The sequence below is a fragment of the Streptomyces globisporus genome (assembly GCF_003501885.1).
Classification (GTDB): Bacteria; Actinomycetota; Actinomycetes; order Streptomycetales; family Streptomycetaceae; genus Streptomyces; species Streptomyces globisporus_D.
Window position 1 is genome coordinate 1 of record NZ_QWFA01000150.1, and the last position, 15546, is coordinate 15546.

Consider the following 15546-nt stretch of genomic DNA (forward strand, 5'->3'; position numbering starts at 1 on the left):
AACTGCCTCCCTCCCGTGCGGCTCGAGCCGCACGGGAGGGAGGGTTGGGCCGACTCCTCTGCTTGACGGCTGTAGGTTTTCTGCACGTTCGCACGTCGGTGGACAAGGCAGCCCTTTCACCCTCGGCATGCCATCGCTGACCACACACGAGCTCGGTAAGGTTGGGTATGCGACTGCCGCACAAGCCCGAAGAAAGGAGGGTGGCATGGGCGACGAGCCTAAACTCGCTTACACATCCAGTGAGTTGAGCAAGCTAGCGGACGATCTGGATGACATGCAGGAGTACCTTGGCAAGCAGGTCAAACGCATGGACGAGGTCGTCGACAGTATCGAGGCCGGCTGGCGCGGTCCCACAGCCAATGCCTACCGAGCTCTCCATCGCGACGCCGCACTGGATGCCGTTCGCATTCAGCAGACCATGCAACTGCTCGCGCTGGGTGTCCGTCTGAGCGAAGACGGATTCACGAAGCAAGAACTCGAGACCCTCGAACAGTTCCGCAGGGTCCAAGTAGACGTCGATATCGAGGCAGAAGCCGACGCCCTCTCCACACCGGCGGTACCTCCCAGCCGCCTGAACGATTTCTGAGCTCTCTCAGTGAGGCCGTCGACCGGGTGAAGCCGTTGGGGTGTTGCAGCGCACGAGGCTTCTGCGCTGCTGAGAGAGGTGTACGACATCTCGTTCTGCCGACGTAGGAGTCTCGTCGGGTTCCCGCCCTGCAGTCGCCCCCTGACCCATGCCCCGGTGGAATGGTTCGCCATGCTCTTCGTCGCTCGCGAGGATGACCGTCGACGGCTACGGAACGTCACCGCATATGGTGGGCGCTGGCGAGCTGGAGGGGCTATGGAAGCCCCTCGCTGCTCCGACGTGATCTGTTGGCCCTCCCAGCCGGACCCCCCTCTACTTCCGCAGGGCAGAAGTGGTGCTGAGCGGAACGATACAGGTGTGGCGAACGCCTAACCGATCCCCATCCGAGCGGGATCGAGGGGGACGCAGCCGGATGAAAACGGGTGGCTATGTCCGTTGTTTCGGCATCGTCGCAGGTGAGACGCGTCTCCCTTTTGGGTTCGAGTCCCACCCGCCCCACCGTTCGGTCTCGTGGAGAACCGTTTCTACCCGCGGGAACGTGAAACAGGGGCCGCCACTCCACAGTGGCGGCCCCCGTTCATCCGTTCAGATCACGATGCGGCGGCAGGCTCCCGGCAGGCCGCTGATGCCTCGACCGCCTTGGCATAGGCGGCGGTCGCCGTGGTCTGCCCCTGAGTCCACCAGGCCTGGGCGAGGCTGAGGGCCTGCTTGCTGTCCACAGACAGGTTGCAGCGGACTGTTCCGCCGTTCGGCCTCTCGGTGGCCATGGTGAGGGAGTTGCCGCCGGGCAGCGCGGCCTTCACCAGGGCCGGATCCACGGGGATCCCGCACAGCGATGCGGGCACGGTGTACGCCTTCTTGGGCGGTTCGTCGCCGGAGCATGCCGACAGGGTGGCGGCGAGGGCGACGGTGGCCGACAGGGAGACGGCCGTGCCGGTGAACCGGTGGCGCCGGAGAGATCCTCGGACAGGCATGGACAACGCGAGCAGCCTCTCGGGACGCTGGCAAGGACGGCTCCGACCGTATCCCGGTGGGGACCTCTGCTTCCGGCCAAGTCGGCGACTTGTTCGGTTGTCCCTGCTGGTCGCGGTGCTGCCCCGGCCCGGGAGCTGTCGGATCAAGCGTCCTGGCTGCCATCCCCTGTGAGCGAATCAGCCGAACCGTGTGCACGACGCACCCATACACGCCGACGACACGCCCCTGCGGACTCGCCCGACTATCGGCGGCTCTGGTTCGGGAAGGCGAGGCGGGCAAGCGGGCCTCCGTCCTGGACGGGGCTACGGTTCCTCGGAACCCGGCCGAACCTGCGGATGACCTTCCACCGACCTGTGCGCCATGGTCCTCGCCCACCCCCGCGCCCGCGGGGATGGTCCGCGTGCCGGAAGGCTCCGTGAGTACGTCCGGAGTTCGCCTGCCTGGACGGCCGCAAAGCGACGCCGAGCGCGAATGTTGGTGGCATACTGTTCCTATGTACATTGAGGACAATGGGTGAAGGAGGGCCAATTATGTCTGTGACCCAGGTCGATCTCGATGACGAAGCGTTGGCCGAGGCCATGCGGCTCATGGGTACCTCGACGAAGAAGGAGACGGTAAACGGCGCATTGCGGGACTACGTGGCGCGGATCAAGCGACTGGAGGCTGCCGAGAAGCTGGCCGCGCGTGGTGAGAAGGGCGAGTTCGAGGCTGCTGCTGCGGCGCATGCGGCTGCGAAGCGCGCCCGGCGGGCGGCCTTCGAGTGATCACGTACCTCCTCGACACGTCCGCCCTGTGGCATCTCTTCCGGACGCCCGGGGCGTTGCGGCCCTGGGAAGGGCACATCGCTGCCGGTGTGTTCCACATCTGCGAGCCCACGAGGACGGAGTTTCTCTATTCGGCCACGAGCCCGGCTCACCGGGACGAGTTGGCCGAAGAGCTGGATGATCTCTGCTACCTCTCGCCGGCCCCCAAAAGTGCGTGGCGCTGGGTCGAAACCGCACAGTACAAGCTCACCCAGCGAGCACAACACCGCGCCGCCGGCGCCATCGATCTTTTGGTGTGTGCGACAGCGGTCCATCATGGTCACACGGTGCTTCACGTGGACAACGACTTCGCCGCCGTGGCGGCGGTCCTCAAGGAAGTGCAGCAGCGAGACGTGCGGGTCTGACTTCTTCGCCGGAACCTGACGAGAGCTGCTTCCTTTGGCTGGCCCCTAGCTGGGCGAATCTATGCACGGCTCGTACGCATGGGCTGCTCCACGCCCCGTTCGGGCACCCGGAAGGGGCGCGGCTACCATCCCCTGTGACCGAATCAGCCGAACCGCGTGCACGACGCACCCATATACTCGCCGACCTCACGCCCCTGCGGACCTCGCCCGATTACCGGCGGCTCTGGTTCGGGAACACCGTTTCCTGGATCGGCCAGGGCATGACGGCGCTGGCGGTCTCGCTCCAGGTCTACGACATCACCGGCTCCGCGTTCTCCGTCGGGCTCATCGGGTTCTGCTCGCTCGTGCCGCTCGTCGTCTTCGGGCTCTACGGCGGGGCCGTCGCCGACACCGTCGACCGGCGCAAGCTCGGGCTGTTCAGCGCCGCCGGGTCGTTCGGGCTCTCCCTCGTCCTGGTGGCGGCGACCGTCGTCGGCATCGAGCGTGTCGGGCTGCTGTACGCCATCGTCGCCCTCCAGGCCGTCTGCTTCGCCCTCAACGCCCCCGCTCGCTCCTCGATGATCGCCCGGCTGCTGCCGGCCGAACAGCTGCCCGCCGCCAACGCGTTGACGACCATGACCAGCACCACGGGCACCCTCGTCGGCCCGATGCTGGGCGGCCTGATCGTCGGCTGGTGGGGCTACCGGGCCGCGTACGCCGTAGACGCCGTCTGCTTCACCGCCTCCCTGTACGCGATGTGGCGCATGCCTTCGATGCTCCCCGACCGCAAGGACGGCGAGGCGGGCAGGCGGGCCTCCGTCCTGGACGGGCTGCGGTTCCTCGGGACCCGGCCGAACCTGCGGATGACCTTCTTCACCGACCTGTGCGCCATGGTCCTCGCCCACCCCCGCGCCCTTTTCCCGGCCGTCGCCGTCCTGTGGTACGGGGGCGACGCGCGGACCACCGGGCTGCTCGTCGCCGCCCCGGCCCTCGGCGCGCTGCTCGGCGGGGTGTTCTCCGGCTGGCTCGGCCGGATCCGGCGGCACGGACTCGCGATCCTGCTGGCGGTCGGCTCCTGGGGCACCGCCATCGCCGTCTTCGGACTCACCCGCAACCTCTGGCTCGGACTGCTGTTCCTGGCCCTCGCCGGCTGCGCCGACACCGTCTCCATGGTCTTCCGCAACACGATGCTCCAGGCGGCCGTGCCCGACGAGTTGCGCGGCCGCCTCCAGGGCGTCTTCATCGTCGTCGTCGCGGGCGGCCCCCGCCTCGGCGACTTCCTGGCGGGCTCGGTGGCCGACCTCGCCTCACCCGCCGTCGCCGTCACCGGGGGCGGCATCCTGTGCGTCACCGGCGTGACCCTGCTCGCGCTGAAGTGGCGCGCCTTCGCCCGCTACGACGCCCGCGACCCGCAGCCGTAGCGGACGGAAGCGGCGGTAGCGGACGAAGGAGCCGTCAGGCCGTGTAGCCGCCGTCCACCGCCAGCGTGGTTCCGGTGATCCACTGCGCCTCCGGGCCCGCCAGGAACGCCACCGCGTTCGCGATGTCCACATCGGCCCCCATGACCTTCGCCGCCGTCCTCAGGCGCTCCGCCTCCGCCACGTCCGTACCCGCCGGATTCATGTCGGTCACCGTGGGGCCGGGGTCCACGATGTTCGCGGTGATCCCCCGGGACGCCACGTCGTGCGCCAGCCCCTTGGTGAAACCGACCAGCGCCGACTTGCTCATGGCGTACAGCGTCACGTTCGGCACCGGGACGCGGGTGCCCCAGCAGCTTCCGATGCTGATGACCCGCCCACCGTGTCCCATGTGGGGGAGGGCGGCCTGGGTGGCGAGGAAGACGGCCCGCGCATGGACGGCGAGCGTGCGGTCGATCTCGGCCAGGGTCACGTCCTCGATCGGGCCGGAGGGGAAGATCCCGGCGTTGTTCACCAGGATGTCGATCCGGCCGAGCGCGGCCGCGGCCCGCTCCACGGAGTCCACGACGGCCGCCGGGTCCGCGCTGTCGGCCCGGATCGCCACCGCCTTGCGGCCCAGGGCCTCGATCGCCGCCACCACCTCTGCCGCCTTGTCGGCCGCGTTCACGTAGGTCAGCGCCACATCCGCGCCGCCCTCCGCCAGCCGGAGCGCGATCGCGGCGCCTATACCGCGACTTCCCCCGGTCACCAACGCCACTCTGCCCGCGAGCTGAGACATCTCGTTCCTTCCGCCGCCATGGTGAGCTATTTTTAGGTCGAACGATCTAAAAATACACACCGGGCAGACTGGGGTGGCACGAACTCCCTTACGAGAAGGCAGATATGGCTGAAAGAGGACGACCGCGCGCGTTCGACCGGGCGGTGGCGCTGCGGGGCGCGATGGAAGTGTTCTGGGAGCTCGGCTACGAGGGCACGAAGCTCACCGATCTGACCGGCGCCATGAACATCAACTCCGCCAGTCTGTACAACGCCTTCGGTTCGAAGGAGCAGTTGTTCCGCGAGGCCGTGGAGCTCTACGGCAGCACCACGGGCTCGGCGACCGCCCGCGCGCTGCGTGAGGAGCCGACGGCCCGGGCCGCCGTCGAAGCCATGCTGCGCGGGAACATCGACATCTTCGCGGACACGGGTACGCCCAGCGGCTGCATGATCGTCCTCGCGGCCGCCAACTGCGCCCACCAGAACAGAGGCGTCGCCGAGCATCTGGCCGGCCGCCGCCGGAGCACGGTCGCCGAGCTGGAGGAGAGGCTGGAACGAGCCGTCACCGAAGGCGAGTTGGCACCGGAGACGGACGTCCGCGCCGTCGCCGACTTCTACGCGACCATCCTGTACGGGCTCTCGATCGAGGCGCGCGACGGCGTGCCCGTGGAGCGGCTCCGCTCCACCGTGGACCGGGCCGTCGGCCTGTGGGACGCCCTGGTGCGGCAGGCGGCCCCGCAGTCTTGAGCGGGGCCGGAGTCGTGTCTAACCGACGATCGAGCGGGCGAAACCCAGGTCCGCGAGGTCCTGCGGGCGCAGCCGCAGCCGGTCGGCCGTCGCGCCCGTCTCCGACGGCGGTCGCTTGAGGATCGCCGCGGCCAGTTCCGGGGCGATGACGGAGAAGTAACTGTCCACCGTGACATGGGTGTTGTCCGGTGCCGCGAGCGCCAGCGCCCCGCCCGAACCGCCCTCGCCGATCACCAGCGTCGTCACCGGGACCCGGGCCGCCGCGATCGCCGCGAAGGTGTCCGCGATGGCCGCGCCCGCACCCGCCCGCTCCGCCTCGGCGTCGTTGGCCGCGCCCGGGGTGTCGACCAGGGTCAGGACGGGCACGCCGAGCCGGTCCGCCAGCCGGATCGTCCGGGCCGCCGAGCGGTAACCGGCGGGGCGGGTCGGCGTACCGCACTGGGCGACGTACGCCACGGGCCGCCCGTCGGCGCACAGCCCGAAGCCGCAGAGCAGCCCGGGGTCCGTGGCACCGGAGCGGTCCCCGTGGAGGGGGAGCCGTACGGCGAAGTAGTCGGCCAGATACGCCTCCGCGCGCGGCCGTCGCGGATCGCGCGCCCGCGCCACCGCCTCCCGCCCGGTCTCGGGAAGCGGGGCCACCGGGCCCCTGTCGGCCAGGGACTCGGTACCGGCCGTCGACGGCGTGCCGGCTGCCGACAGTGCACCGGCTCCCGCCTCCGTGCCGGCTCCCGCCCCCGTACCGACTCCGCCCGCCGACAGTGCGCGGGGCACCGGTGCGGCGGGCAGGTTTTCGTGCGGCCCCAGCGCGCGCAGCCAGTGCGTCACCGTGCCGGTCAGCTCGTCGGCCGGGACGACCGCGTCCACCTGGCCCGCCGCGAACTGGCCCTCGGCGCTGTACGCGTACGGGTCCGCGTCCGGCGGCCGTACCCGGGAACCGGCGAAGCCCACCTGCGCGCCGGGCAGCGCCAGCACCACATCCGCGCCCGCCCCCACCGTGGCCCAACCGCCGCCGGTCGTCGGGTCGCGGACCACCGCGATCTGCGGGAGCCCGGCCGCGCGCAGCCGCGTGGAGGCGGCGGCCACCCGCTGGAGCTGGGTGAGCGCGACCATGCCCTCCTGCATCCGGCTGCCGCCGGTGGCGACGAGCGCGAGCAGCGGAAGGCGGCGGGTCAGGGCCAGCTCGTACGCCGCCGCCAGCCGGTCTCCGGTCCGGAGGCCCAACGACCCGCCCAGGAAGCCGAATTCGAAGGAGAGCAGCACGCACGCGCGGTCTCCGACGACCCCGGTGCCGTACACCACGGACTCTTCCTCGCCGGTCCGGGCCGAGGCGCGTTCCCGCGCCGCGTCGTACCCGGCCCAGCCGAGCGGTCCGTCCGGCGGCAGGGGATGCGGCGGCGGGCGGTGCTCGGTGAAGCCCGCAGCGCCGATGAGCAGGGCGATCGCCTCGCGAGCCGTCGCGCGGGCGGGGTTCTCGTCAGGCATGGAGCGACCTCTTCATGATCTTGCCCAGGTCGTTGCGCGGCAGCGCGTCCAGGTAGCGCACGGTGCGCGGGCGCTTGTGCGGGGCCAGCTGGGCCGTCACCCGGTCCGCCAACTCCTCGGCGGAGGGCGGAGAGCCGGGGTCCGTCGCGACCACCCAGGCCACGACCCGCTCGCCGAGGTCCGGGTCTTCCTCGCCAGTCACGGCCACTTCTCGGACCCCGGGGTGGGCGAGGAGCACGTTCTCGATCTCGCCCGCGCCGATCTTGTAGCCGCCGCTCTTGATCAGGTCGGTGGCCTTGCGCCCGACGATGGTGACGTACCCGTCCGGGTCCACCGTGCCCACATCTCCCGTGCGGAACCAGCCGTCCGCCGTGTGGGCGTCGGCCGTGGCGTCGGGCCGGTTCAGATAGCCGGTGAACAGGTTCGGGCCGCGCACCTGGATCTCGCCGATCGCCCCGGGCTCGTCGAGCACCGTGCCGTCGTCCTCCGCGAGGCGCAGCTCCACCCCGGCGAGCGGTGGTCCCACCGTGCCCGGGCGCGGTGCGCCGTCCGCCCGGATCCCCGTGTTCATCAGAGTCTCCGTCATGCCGTACCGCTCGATCACCCGCCGCCCGGTCGCCGCCGCGATGCGTTCGTGGTCGTGCACGGGCAGCGCCGCCGAGCCGGAGACCAGCAGCCGTGCCCCGCGCAACGCCTCTGCCAGCGCGTCACGTTCGAGGGCTCCCGCCGGTCCGTCCAGCGCCTCCGCCAGCCGGTGGTACATCGTCGGTACGCCGAACAGCATCGTGCCCCCGGACCCCAGCTCACGGGCCACGCCCTCGGGCGAGAACTTCCCCAGATGGCGTACGGAGCCGCCGCGCCGCAGCGGGCCGAGGACGCCCAGGATCAGCCCGTGGACGTGGAACAGCGGCAGCGCGTGGACCAGGACGTCGTCGCCGGTCCACCCCCAGGCGTCCTCCAGCGCGTCCAGGGACGCGGCGACGGCCCGGCGGGGCAGGACGGCCCCCTTGGGCGGGCCGGTGGTGCCGGAGGTGTAGACGATCAGGGCGGGGCCCTCGGGGCCGGCCTCGCCGATGTCGTATACGGCAGGGCGCGCTTCGCCCGTCCCATCGATCTCGCCCGCCCCGTACGCCTCGGAGCCTGCCGCCCACGCGTCCACCGTCACCCGTCGCAGCTTCTCCAGCCCCGGGGGCAGCTCGTCGTCCGGGCCCGCCAGTACGGCCGTGGGTTCGCTGTCGCCAAGGATGTGCGCCAACTCGTTCTCGCCCGTACGGGGGTTGAGCGGCACCGCCGGAACCCCGGCCCGCAGCGCCGCCACCACCGCGATCACCGTCTCCGGCGTCGGGGTGGCCCAGACGGCGACCCGGCCCGCGTCCGCGATCCGGGCGGCGAGAGCGGTGGAGGCGGCGGCCAGCTCGCCGTAGGTCAGGGAGAGGGCACCGAAACGGACGGCCTCCCTGGAGGCCGTCGAGCCGGTGGGGGACTGGAGCGCGGGAAGGAGGGTCACGCCGGGAAGCCTAGGGCGTCGGCGGCGGCCTCGCCGGGACCCGGAGACCGATGAGGGCAGCGTCACCCCAGGTCGGGCTTTCGGAGGGCCCGCCCCGTCCGCCACATGGCCGCACGGAGCATCGAACCGCAATTTCGACACAGCTTTGATAAATCAATTTTGCGTTGCCAGCATGCAAAAAGCTTGCCCAGTAAGCGAGTTGGAGCGCTCTCTCCAGGGAAAAACCCGCCCGCACCCGAGCGCCTGATCCCCCCTGCACGTCGCAAAGCGCGACAGCGCCTTGCCTGACAGACCCCACGTACCGTCAGGAAGGAACCACCCATGTCACCCGCGGAGGGGCACCTCAACCTCTCCCGCTTCGTCCTCAAGGGCGACGGGGGTCTGCGGAACCGGCGATCCAGGACCGGGCCCGGGCGGCGACAGCGCGGAGGCGGAGGCGTACACCTCCTCCTCCGGCGTCCAGAGCGCCGCCCACGGTTCGGCGAGCGGGGGAGCCACCCTCGGCTACATCGACGACGGCGACTGGGCGGTCTACTCCTCCCTCGACACCGCCGGGGCCACCGCCTTCACCGCCACCGTCTCCTCGGCCGGCGCGGGCGGCACGATCGAGATCCGCTCCGGCTCCGCCACCGGGCCCCTTCTCGGCTCCGTGGACGTCGCCCCGACCGGCGGCTGGGAGAACCGGCCTCGTCCACCCCGCCCCCGGGCCAGGGTTACGAGACCTTCGAGGGCGCTTACGGAGAGACCGGGGCAGCCGCCGAGACGGCCTACCTGGACCGGACCGCGTACTGGGCCGACCGGTTCGAACAGCAGCTGAGGCAGCGCCGGTAGTCCCACCGGCCCCACAGGCGAACGGCCGCGTTCCGGCGGGAACGCGGCCGTTCTCATGCATAGGTGGGACTCACTCGTCGCGCTGGACGTTCCGCATCCGCCCGTACGCGTACACACACCCCGCCAGCGCCAGATCGGACAGCAGCATGAAGCCGATCGCGTAGGAGTCCTTGGCCCTGTAGATCGCGCCCATCACCAGCGGCGGCACGAATCCGCCGAGCCCGCCCATCGCCCCGACGATGCCCGTCACACTGCCCACCTTCGGCTGTGGCGTCACCTGCGAGACCAGGGCGAAGACACTGCCGCTCGCGGTGCCGAGCCCGGCCGCCATGGCCAGCAGCGCGATCGTGCCGACCGGGTTCAGCGGCGGCTCGAAGGCCTGCACGATCGCCATCAGCGCGGCCAGCAGCAGCGCCACCGAGGTCACCACCGCCGGGTGGATCCGGTCCGAGAGCCAGCCGCCGATCGGCCGGAAGACCACCGTGACCAGGGCGAACCCGGCCGCCTTGGTGCCCGCCTCGGTCGGCGACATCTCGTACCAGGTCTTCAGATACGTCGGCAGATAGACCCCGAACGCCACAATGCCGCCGAAGCCGATCGCGTACAGCGCCGACAGCTCCCACGTCACCCGCAGTTTCCCCGCCTCGCCGAGCCGGTGCGCCAGGGTGTCCGTGGGGATCTTGCGGTCGGGGTGGTCTGTGATCAGGACGGCGGCGAGGAGGGCGAACACCACCAGCGCCCCCGCGACCACGAGGAACGGCAGATCGTCACCGTGCTTCGCGATCCGCGGGGTGAAGTACCCCGACAGCGCCACCCCGCCCATGCCCATGCCGAACACACCCAGCGCGAAGCCCCGTTTGTGCGGCGGGAACCACGCGTTGACCAGCGGAACGCCGATCGCGAACGTCGTGCCGCCGAGCCCCAGCAGGAAGCCGACCGCGAGCATCGCCCCGTACGAGTTCTTCGCCGGGATCAGCAGCAGCACGGGCACGATCGTCAGCGCGGAGACCAGCGGGAACATCAGCTTCGCGCCGTACTTGTCCGTCAGCGCCCCCACCGGGATCCGGCCGAGCGACCCGACCAGCACCGGCACGGCCACCAGGAACGACTGCTGGAACGAGCTGAGCCCGAGGCGGTCCTTGTAGTCCCCGGACATCGGCGCGATCAGATTCCACGCCCAGAAGGTCAGCGCGAAGCCGACCGTCGCCAGGACGAGATTGCGGTAGGCGGCCGGGGACGGCGCCGCTGCGGCCGGTGCGGGCGGCTCGGGGGACTGCTTGACAGAGGTGTCCACACCGGCAAGTCAAGGGCGCTGGACATCGCACGGCCCGTCGGACTGCGCCGACCGGACGACAGCGGGCCGTTCCCGGGCTTCCTCAGCCGATATCGCCATAAGCTGGGACAATCGCCGTATGGATCGGCTGGACAGGGAAATCCTCGGCATTCTCCAGGAGGACGCGCGGATCTCGTACCGGGATCTGGGCGTACGCGTGGGGCTCAGCGCCAACGCGGCGGGCGACCGGGTCCGCCGGATGCGCCGTGACGGGGTCATCCGGGGCTTCACCGTCATCGTCGACCCGGCCGCCGACACCCGTTCGGGCCTGGTCGTCTTCATCGATGTGACGCTTCGCCTCGACACGACGAACGAGGAGTTCGAGCGCTCGGTGCTGATGCTGCCGGGCATCACGGAGGTGGTGCACGTGACCGGCGGCCACGACTACCTCCTGCGGGCCACCGCCGCCGACCCGGGGGCGCTGGACAGCCTGCTGCGCCGGCTCAAACGGGAGGCGGGCGTCGCCCACTCGAACACCCGGATCGCGCTGCGGGCGGCCCCGAAGCACTGAGACCGGCCCCGAAACACTGAAGGCGGGCCCGGGATCAGATCGGGGCCTGCCAGGTCACCGTCGTCGGCCGCCCGTCGTCCTCGCCGCGCCCGTCGTCCGCGACCACCAGCCGCACCCCGCTCCGCCCGTCCGGCAGCCGGACCGTGGCGTCCACCTCGACCTCGATGGCCGAGACCCCGGGCCTGCGGTGCGCGGCGGCCAGCGCCCCGCGCAGGGCGGCCAGCAGCTCCCGGCCCGTCTCCTCGCCCACCAGCGCGTCCACGGCCCCGGTGAACTGCACGGACGGCGGGAAGCCCAGCAGGGCCGCCGCGCCCCCGGTCTCCCGCAGCACCCGGCCCCGGAAGGTGCTCGGGGCCGCGGCGGGAGGCTGCTGGAGCGCGAAGATGGCGGTGCGGACCTCCTGGATGGTGGAGTCCAGCTCGTCCACGGCCCGCCCCAGCAGCACCCCGGCCTCCGCCTGCCCCTCCGCGTCCCCGCCGTCCCCGGCCTCCGCGGCGCCCGCGCTCTCCTCCGACGCCGCCCGTCGCCGGGTCGACTCCAGCATCATCTCGGTGGCGAAGAGCCGCTGGACCACCAGATCGTGCAGGTCACGGGCGATCCGGTCGCGGTCCTCGTACACCGCGAGCTGCTCCCGGTCGGCCTGCGCGTCCGCCAGCACCAGGGCGAGCGCCGCCTGCGAGGCGAACTGGGTCGCCAGCAGCCGGTCCACATCCGTGTAGGGGCGCTCGCCGCGCCGCCGGGGCAGAGCGAGGGTGCCGATGAGCCGCCCGCCGCTCTGCAGCGGCAGCATCATGCTCGGCCCGAAGCGGGAGCGTACGCCGGTGGTCATCCGGGGATCGGTGGCCGAGTCGTCGATGAAGACCGGTTCGCCGCCGAGCAACTGCACGAGCACCGGGGAACCGGGCTCGATCACCGTGCCGACGATGCCCGCCGGATCGTCCGGTGTGGAGGCGGTGACGATCTCCATTCCGCCCTCCTCCGTCGGCTGGAGGATCACCCCGGCCGACGCGCCCGCCAGCACCCGGGCCTGCTCCGCCACCGTCATCAGCGCGTCCGCCGCGTCCGTACCGGTCAGCAGGGCCGTGGTGACGGCCGCCGCGCCCGCGATCCAGCGCTCGCGCTGCCGGGCCGCCCCGTACAGTCGGGCGTTGCCGATCGCGATGCCCGCCTGGGCGGCCAGGACCCGCAGCAGGCCCGCGTCCGTGTCGGTGAACGGCCCCGGCCGCTTCCCGCCGAGGTAGAGGTGGCCGAACACCTCGGTGTGCACCGCGATCGGCGCCCGGAGGAAGTCCCCCTCCGCCTCTGCCTCCGGTGTTCCCGTGGTGTACAGCGCGTCGATCCGGTCCCGGTCGGGTTCCAGCACGGCGAGCGCACCGTGGCGGGCCCCGGTGAGAGCGGTGGCGGTCTCCACGATCTGCTGGAGGGTGGAGCCCAGATCCAGATCGCTGCCGACGTTGAGGACCGCCTCCAGGAGCATCGGCAGCCGCCCGACGGCGGCATCGGACTCAGCCGCTCCGGGCTGAACCGGCTCCGGCTGAGCCGGCCCGTCCCCGGCCGGTCCGGACTCCACCGTCCCGGGCATCCGCGCCGACGCGCTCACCCCGCCAGCGGGTTGAGGACCATCGGCTGGATCTTGCCGTCCAGCATCGCGCCCAGGCCGAGCACCGAGCAGACGTCGGGGCGCTCGGCGATGTGCACCGGCATCCCGGTCGCGTCCCGCAGCATCTGGTCGAGGCCCGGGAGCAGCGCGCTGCCGCCGACCATCATGATCCCGCGGTCCGCGAGGTCGGCCACCAGGTCCGGCGGGCAGTCGCGGAGCACCTTGCCCACCCCGTCGAGCACCGCGGTGAGGGGGGTGTTGATGGCCTGCCGTACCGCGGCGGTGTCGACCTGCACCGTGCGGGCCAGCCCGGTCGCCACGTCGCGGCCGTGGATCTCGGTGAGCGCGGGACCGGTCAGCTGGAGCCCGTTGCCGTGCAGCGCCAGCTGGAGCGGGCGCACCGACTGGCTCGGCAGCAGCAGCTCGTGGTGCTGGCGCAGGTACTGGATGATCGCCTCGTCGATCGCGTTGCCGCCCACCGGGATCCGTACGGCGGTCACGATCGAGCCGAGCGAGAGCACCGCGATCTGGGTGGTGGCGGCCCCGCACACCATGATCATGGTGGCGGTCGGCTGCTCGACCGGCAGCCCGCAGCCCACGGCCGCCGCGATCAGCGTGTCGACCAGTTCGACCCGGCGGGCGCCGAGCCCGACCAGGGTCTCCACCGTCGCCCGCTGGGCCAGCGGATCGGCCTCGTGCGGGGTGCAGGCGGCGGCGCGCAGCCGGGGCTTGCGGCGCAGTTGGCGGCGGAGCTTGTCGCCCAGCAGATGGCGCAGCATCCGCTGGGCCATCTCGATGTCGACGACGGTCCCGCCGGAGACCGGGCGGGCCACCCGGATGTACTCCGGGGTGCGGCCGGTCATCTGCTCGGCGAGCGCGCCGACGGCGATGAGGGAGCCGGTACGGGTGTTGACGGCGGCGACGCTCGGTTCGTCGACGACGAGCCCGAGCCCCTTCACGTACACCCGGGTCCTCGCGGCCCCGAGGTCGACGGCGACATGGCAACGCTGCAACTGCTCAAGGCTGACGGTCACGGCGATTCTCCCGAGCGCGCGGATGGAGGGGGCACCGGCGGGCGGCCGGTCTCTCCTTGCATGGTCGCGCTGTCCGGCCCGTCGCGCGCGTTGAGATGCGCCGGAAGGGGCGCAGGAGCTGACGGCTCCTCAGCTCACCCGCCCGGCAGCAGCCGCTGGAACAGGCCCCAGGTGAACTCGGCGACCCGCTCCCGGCCGGTCTCGGGGTCCGTGACGGCCAGCGCCCACCGGGTCGGGGCGCTGCCCTCCATCGGCCGGGCCGGAGGGAAGGCACGGGCCGCCTCGTCGACGGTGCACGACCAGGGGAGCAGATCCGTTACGGAGGTGAGTTCCGGGCCCGCCGCGCCCGGGGCCCGGACCAGCCACTCGTTCCAGACGGCGCCGCCGGGCCCGGCCATCACCTCGAACCGCAGATCCGGCCAGAGCGGCACCGGCCACAGCAGCGCCTCGCACTCCAGGTCACCGACCCGGCGCGGCAGGATCAGCTCGGGTTCGCCGAGGACCGAGCGGTAGCGCCGCAGTGATCCGCGTCCCCGGGGCGCCCGCACCATGGCCTGCCAGCGGCGGTTGGCCTCCCGCATGTCGGCGAGGGAGGCGCTCAGTTGGTGCCGGGCGTCCTCGACCAGGTCCGGCTGGAAGTCGGCCATCCGGCGCAGCAGGACCAGCTGGAACTGGAGCGGGCCGAAGGGGGCGGGAGTGCTCATGCCGCCCATGCTCCCGCGTGTCAGGCGTATCGGACCGGCTGTCCCCGGAATTCGAGCTTCCTCACACAATCCTCACCTGGGCGGCTTCCCCGGTTGTTCCGCGCGCGCCTAACCTGCGGGCGCCATGGATTACTGCCACCCGTGCCGACGGCATCTCAACGGAGCCCTGGCCTGCGCCGGGTGCGGTACGCCCGCCGAGGCGCTGGGCCCTTACGCGATGCCTGCGGCCGCCGGTCCCGCCCCGGACGAGCCGTACGGGGCAGCCGCCCAGGCCGACGAGACCGACGGCCCGCGCCGCACCCGGAGGGACGCCCGGCGCGAGTCCGGGCGGAAGTCCCGGCGCGGCACCGCGGGCGAGGCGGGGCGGGAGTCCCGGAGCGAGGCCGGTGCGGTGTCCCGCAGCAGCGCCGCGCGCGAGGCCGGCAGGGCGTCCCGGCGCGAGGCAGCCCGCGAGCCCCGCCCCGGCTCCCGGCGGCGGGCCCGCGGCAGCCATCGGAGACGTGGCCGGACCGTGCTGCTCGGGGCCCTCGGGCTGCTTCTCGCGGCGGGCGCCCTGAGCCTGGCGGAACTGGCCCTGGAGCCCGGGCAGGACGACACCGCGGCCGACTTCGTCAGCGATGCGCCGGGCGACCCGGCCGAGCCCGCGCCCACGGAGATCTCCGCCGACGCGCCCGGCGACCCCGGCCCCGTCGGCTCCCGGGCCGGGGCGACCACGGGCCCCGGCACGGACGCGAAACCGGCGGACGCCCGCAGCGGGAGCCCGGACCCGTCCGGCTCGCCGAGCCCCGACGCCTCAGCCCCGGACGACACCACCGCTTCCCCGGACCCCGACGAGGCGGATCCGTCCGACGCCCCCGACAGCCCGCCCGCCGACCCGCCGGGCCCGGGCGGCCCGCAGCAGCCGACGACCGCGCC

At 72.2% G+C, this 15546-nt stretch carries 16 protein-coding genes; 8 read left to right on the forward strand and 8 right to left on the reverse strand.

Annotated elements, in window-relative coordinates; genetic code table 11:
* Positions 1 to 205 precede the first annotated feature (205 nt).
* Positions 206 to 586: a WXG100 family type VII secretion target gene (locus D3105_RS24440; RefSeq protein ID WP_118905196.1), complete on the forward strand. Its 381-nt coding sequence runs from the start codon at positions 206 to 208 to the stop codon at positions 584 to 586.
* 590 nt (positions 587 to 1176) lie between these two features.
* Here D3105_RS24440 and D3105_RS24445 read toward each other — a convergent pair.
* Positions 1177 to 1566, reverse strand: coding sequence for a hypothetical protein (locus D3105_RS24445; protein ID WP_412080995.1), 390 nt, complete (start codon positions 1564 to 1566; stop codon positions 1177 to 1179).
* A gap of 525 nt (positions 1567 to 2091) precedes the next feature.
* On the opposite strand from D3105_RS24445, the gene D3105_RS24455 reads away from it, so the two are divergent.
* From D3105_RS24455 to D3105_RS24465, 3 genes are all read left to right on the forward strand, one after another.
* Complete coding sequence (locus D3105_RS24455) at positions 2092 to 2325, forward strand: type II toxin-antitoxin system VapB family antitoxin (RefSeq protein WP_118905198.1); 234 nt, start codon at positions 2092 to 2094, stop codon at positions 2323 to 2325.
* The gene (locus D3105_RS24460; RefSeq protein ID WP_118905199.1) at positions 2322 to 2729 is read left to right on the forward strand and encodes a PIN domain nuclease; all 408 of its coding nucleotides are present in this window, start codon (positions 2322 to 2324) and stop codon (positions 2727 to 2729) included. The genes D3105_RS24455 and D3105_RS24460 overlap by 4 nt, the downstream gene beginning before the upstream one ends.
* Positions 2730 to 2863: 134 nt before the next feature.
* Entirely contained in the window at positions 2864 to 4129 is a 1266-nt protein-coding gene (locus D3105_RS24465; protein ID WP_118905200.1) for an MFS transporter, read from the forward strand.
* 34 nt (positions 4130 to 4163) lie between these two features.
* On the opposite strand, the gene D3105_RS24470 is transcribed toward D3105_RS24465, so the two are convergent.
* Positions 4164 to 4904 carry an SDR family NAD(P)-dependent oxidoreductase gene (locus D3105_RS24470; RefSeq protein WP_118905201.1) on the reverse strand — a complete coding sequence of 247 codons (741 nt, stop codon included), beginning with the start codon at positions 4902 to 4904 and terminating at the stop codon, positions 4164 to 4166.
* A gap of 104 nt (positions 4905 to 5008) precedes the next feature.
* Here D3105_RS24470 and D3105_RS24475 point away from each other — a divergent pair, with 104 nt between their 5' ends.
* Positions 5009 to 5629, forward strand: coding sequence for a TetR/AcrR family transcriptional regulator (locus D3105_RS24475; protein WP_118905202.1), 621 nt, complete (start codon positions 5009 to 5011; stop codon positions 5627 to 5629).
* Positions 5630 to 5647: 18 nt separating this feature from the next.
* On the opposite strand, the gene D3105_RS24480 is transcribed toward D3105_RS24475, so the two are convergent.
* Both D3105_RS24480 and D3105_RS24485 read right to left on the reverse strand, forming a co-directional pair.
* Positions 5648 to 7111, reverse strand: a complete 1464-nt coding sequence (locus D3105_RS24480) for a carboxyl transferase domain-containing protein (RefSeq protein ID WP_118905203.1) — start codon at positions 7109 to 7111, stop codon at positions 5648 to 5650.
* Positions 7104 to 8618 (reverse strand): acyl-CoA synthetase, encoded by a 1515-nt coding sequence (locus D3105_RS24485; RefSeq protein ID WP_118905204.1) that lies wholly within the window; start codon positions 8616 to 8618, stop codon positions 7104 to 7106. Before D3105_RS24485 ends, D3105_RS24480 begins: the two co-directional genes overlap by 8 nt.
* A gap of 280 nt (positions 8619 to 8898) precedes the next feature.
* On the opposite strand from D3105_RS24485, the gene D3105_RS36110 reads away from it, so the two are divergent.
* Entirely contained in the window at positions 8899 to 9435 is a 537-nt protein-coding gene (locus D3105_RS36110) for a carbohydrate-binding protein (RefSeq protein ID WP_425315758.1), read from the forward strand.
* Positions 9436 to 9519: 84 nt separating this feature from the next.
* On the opposite strand, the gene D3105_RS24500 is transcribed toward D3105_RS36110, so the two are convergent.
* Positions 9520 to 10743 carry a nitrate/nitrite transporter gene (locus D3105_RS24500; RefSeq protein ID WP_118905205.1) on the reverse strand — a complete coding sequence of 408 codons (1224 nt, stop codon included), beginning with the start codon at positions 10741 to 10743 and terminating at the stop codon, positions 9520 to 9522.
* A 118-nt stretch (positions 10744 to 10861) separates the two neighbouring features.
* On the opposite strand from D3105_RS24500, the gene D3105_RS24505 reads away from it, so the two are divergent.
* On the forward strand, positions 10862 to 11293 hold the full coding sequence (locus D3105_RS24505; protein ID WP_030577666.1) for an Lrp/AsnC family transcriptional regulator: 432 nt from the start codon (positions 10862 to 10864) through the stop codon (positions 11291 to 11293).
* Positions 11294 to 11327: 34 nt separating this feature from the next.
* On the opposite strand, the gene D3105_RS24510 is transcribed toward D3105_RS24505, so the two are convergent.
* The 3 genes from D3105_RS24510 to D3105_RS24520 form a co-directional block, all read right to left on the reverse strand.
* A complete protein-coding gene (locus D3105_RS24510) occupies positions 11328 to 12770 on the reverse strand; it encodes a GAF domain-containing protein (protein ID WP_206272880.1) in 1443 nt (480 codons plus the stop codon).
* 119 nt (positions 12771 to 12889) lie between these two features.
* Positions 12890 to 13927 (reverse strand): rod shape-determining protein, encoded by a 1038-nt coding sequence (locus D3105_RS24515; protein ID WP_118905206.1) that lies wholly within the window; start codon positions 13925 to 13927, stop codon positions 12890 to 12892.
* A gap of 134 nt (positions 13928 to 14061) precedes the next feature.
* Positions 14062 to 14631: a hypothetical protein gene (locus D3105_RS24520; RefSeq protein WP_118905208.1), complete on the reverse strand. Its 570-nt coding sequence runs from the start codon at positions 14629 to 14631 to the stop codon at positions 14062 to 14064.
* A gap of 124 nt (positions 14632 to 14755) precedes the next feature.
* Here D3105_RS24520 and D3105_RS24525 point away from each other — a divergent pair.
* Positions 14756 to 15546 (forward strand): SCO2400 family protein (locus D3105_RS24525; protein ID WP_118905209.1); only part of this gene is annotated, 791 nt, incomplete at its 3' end.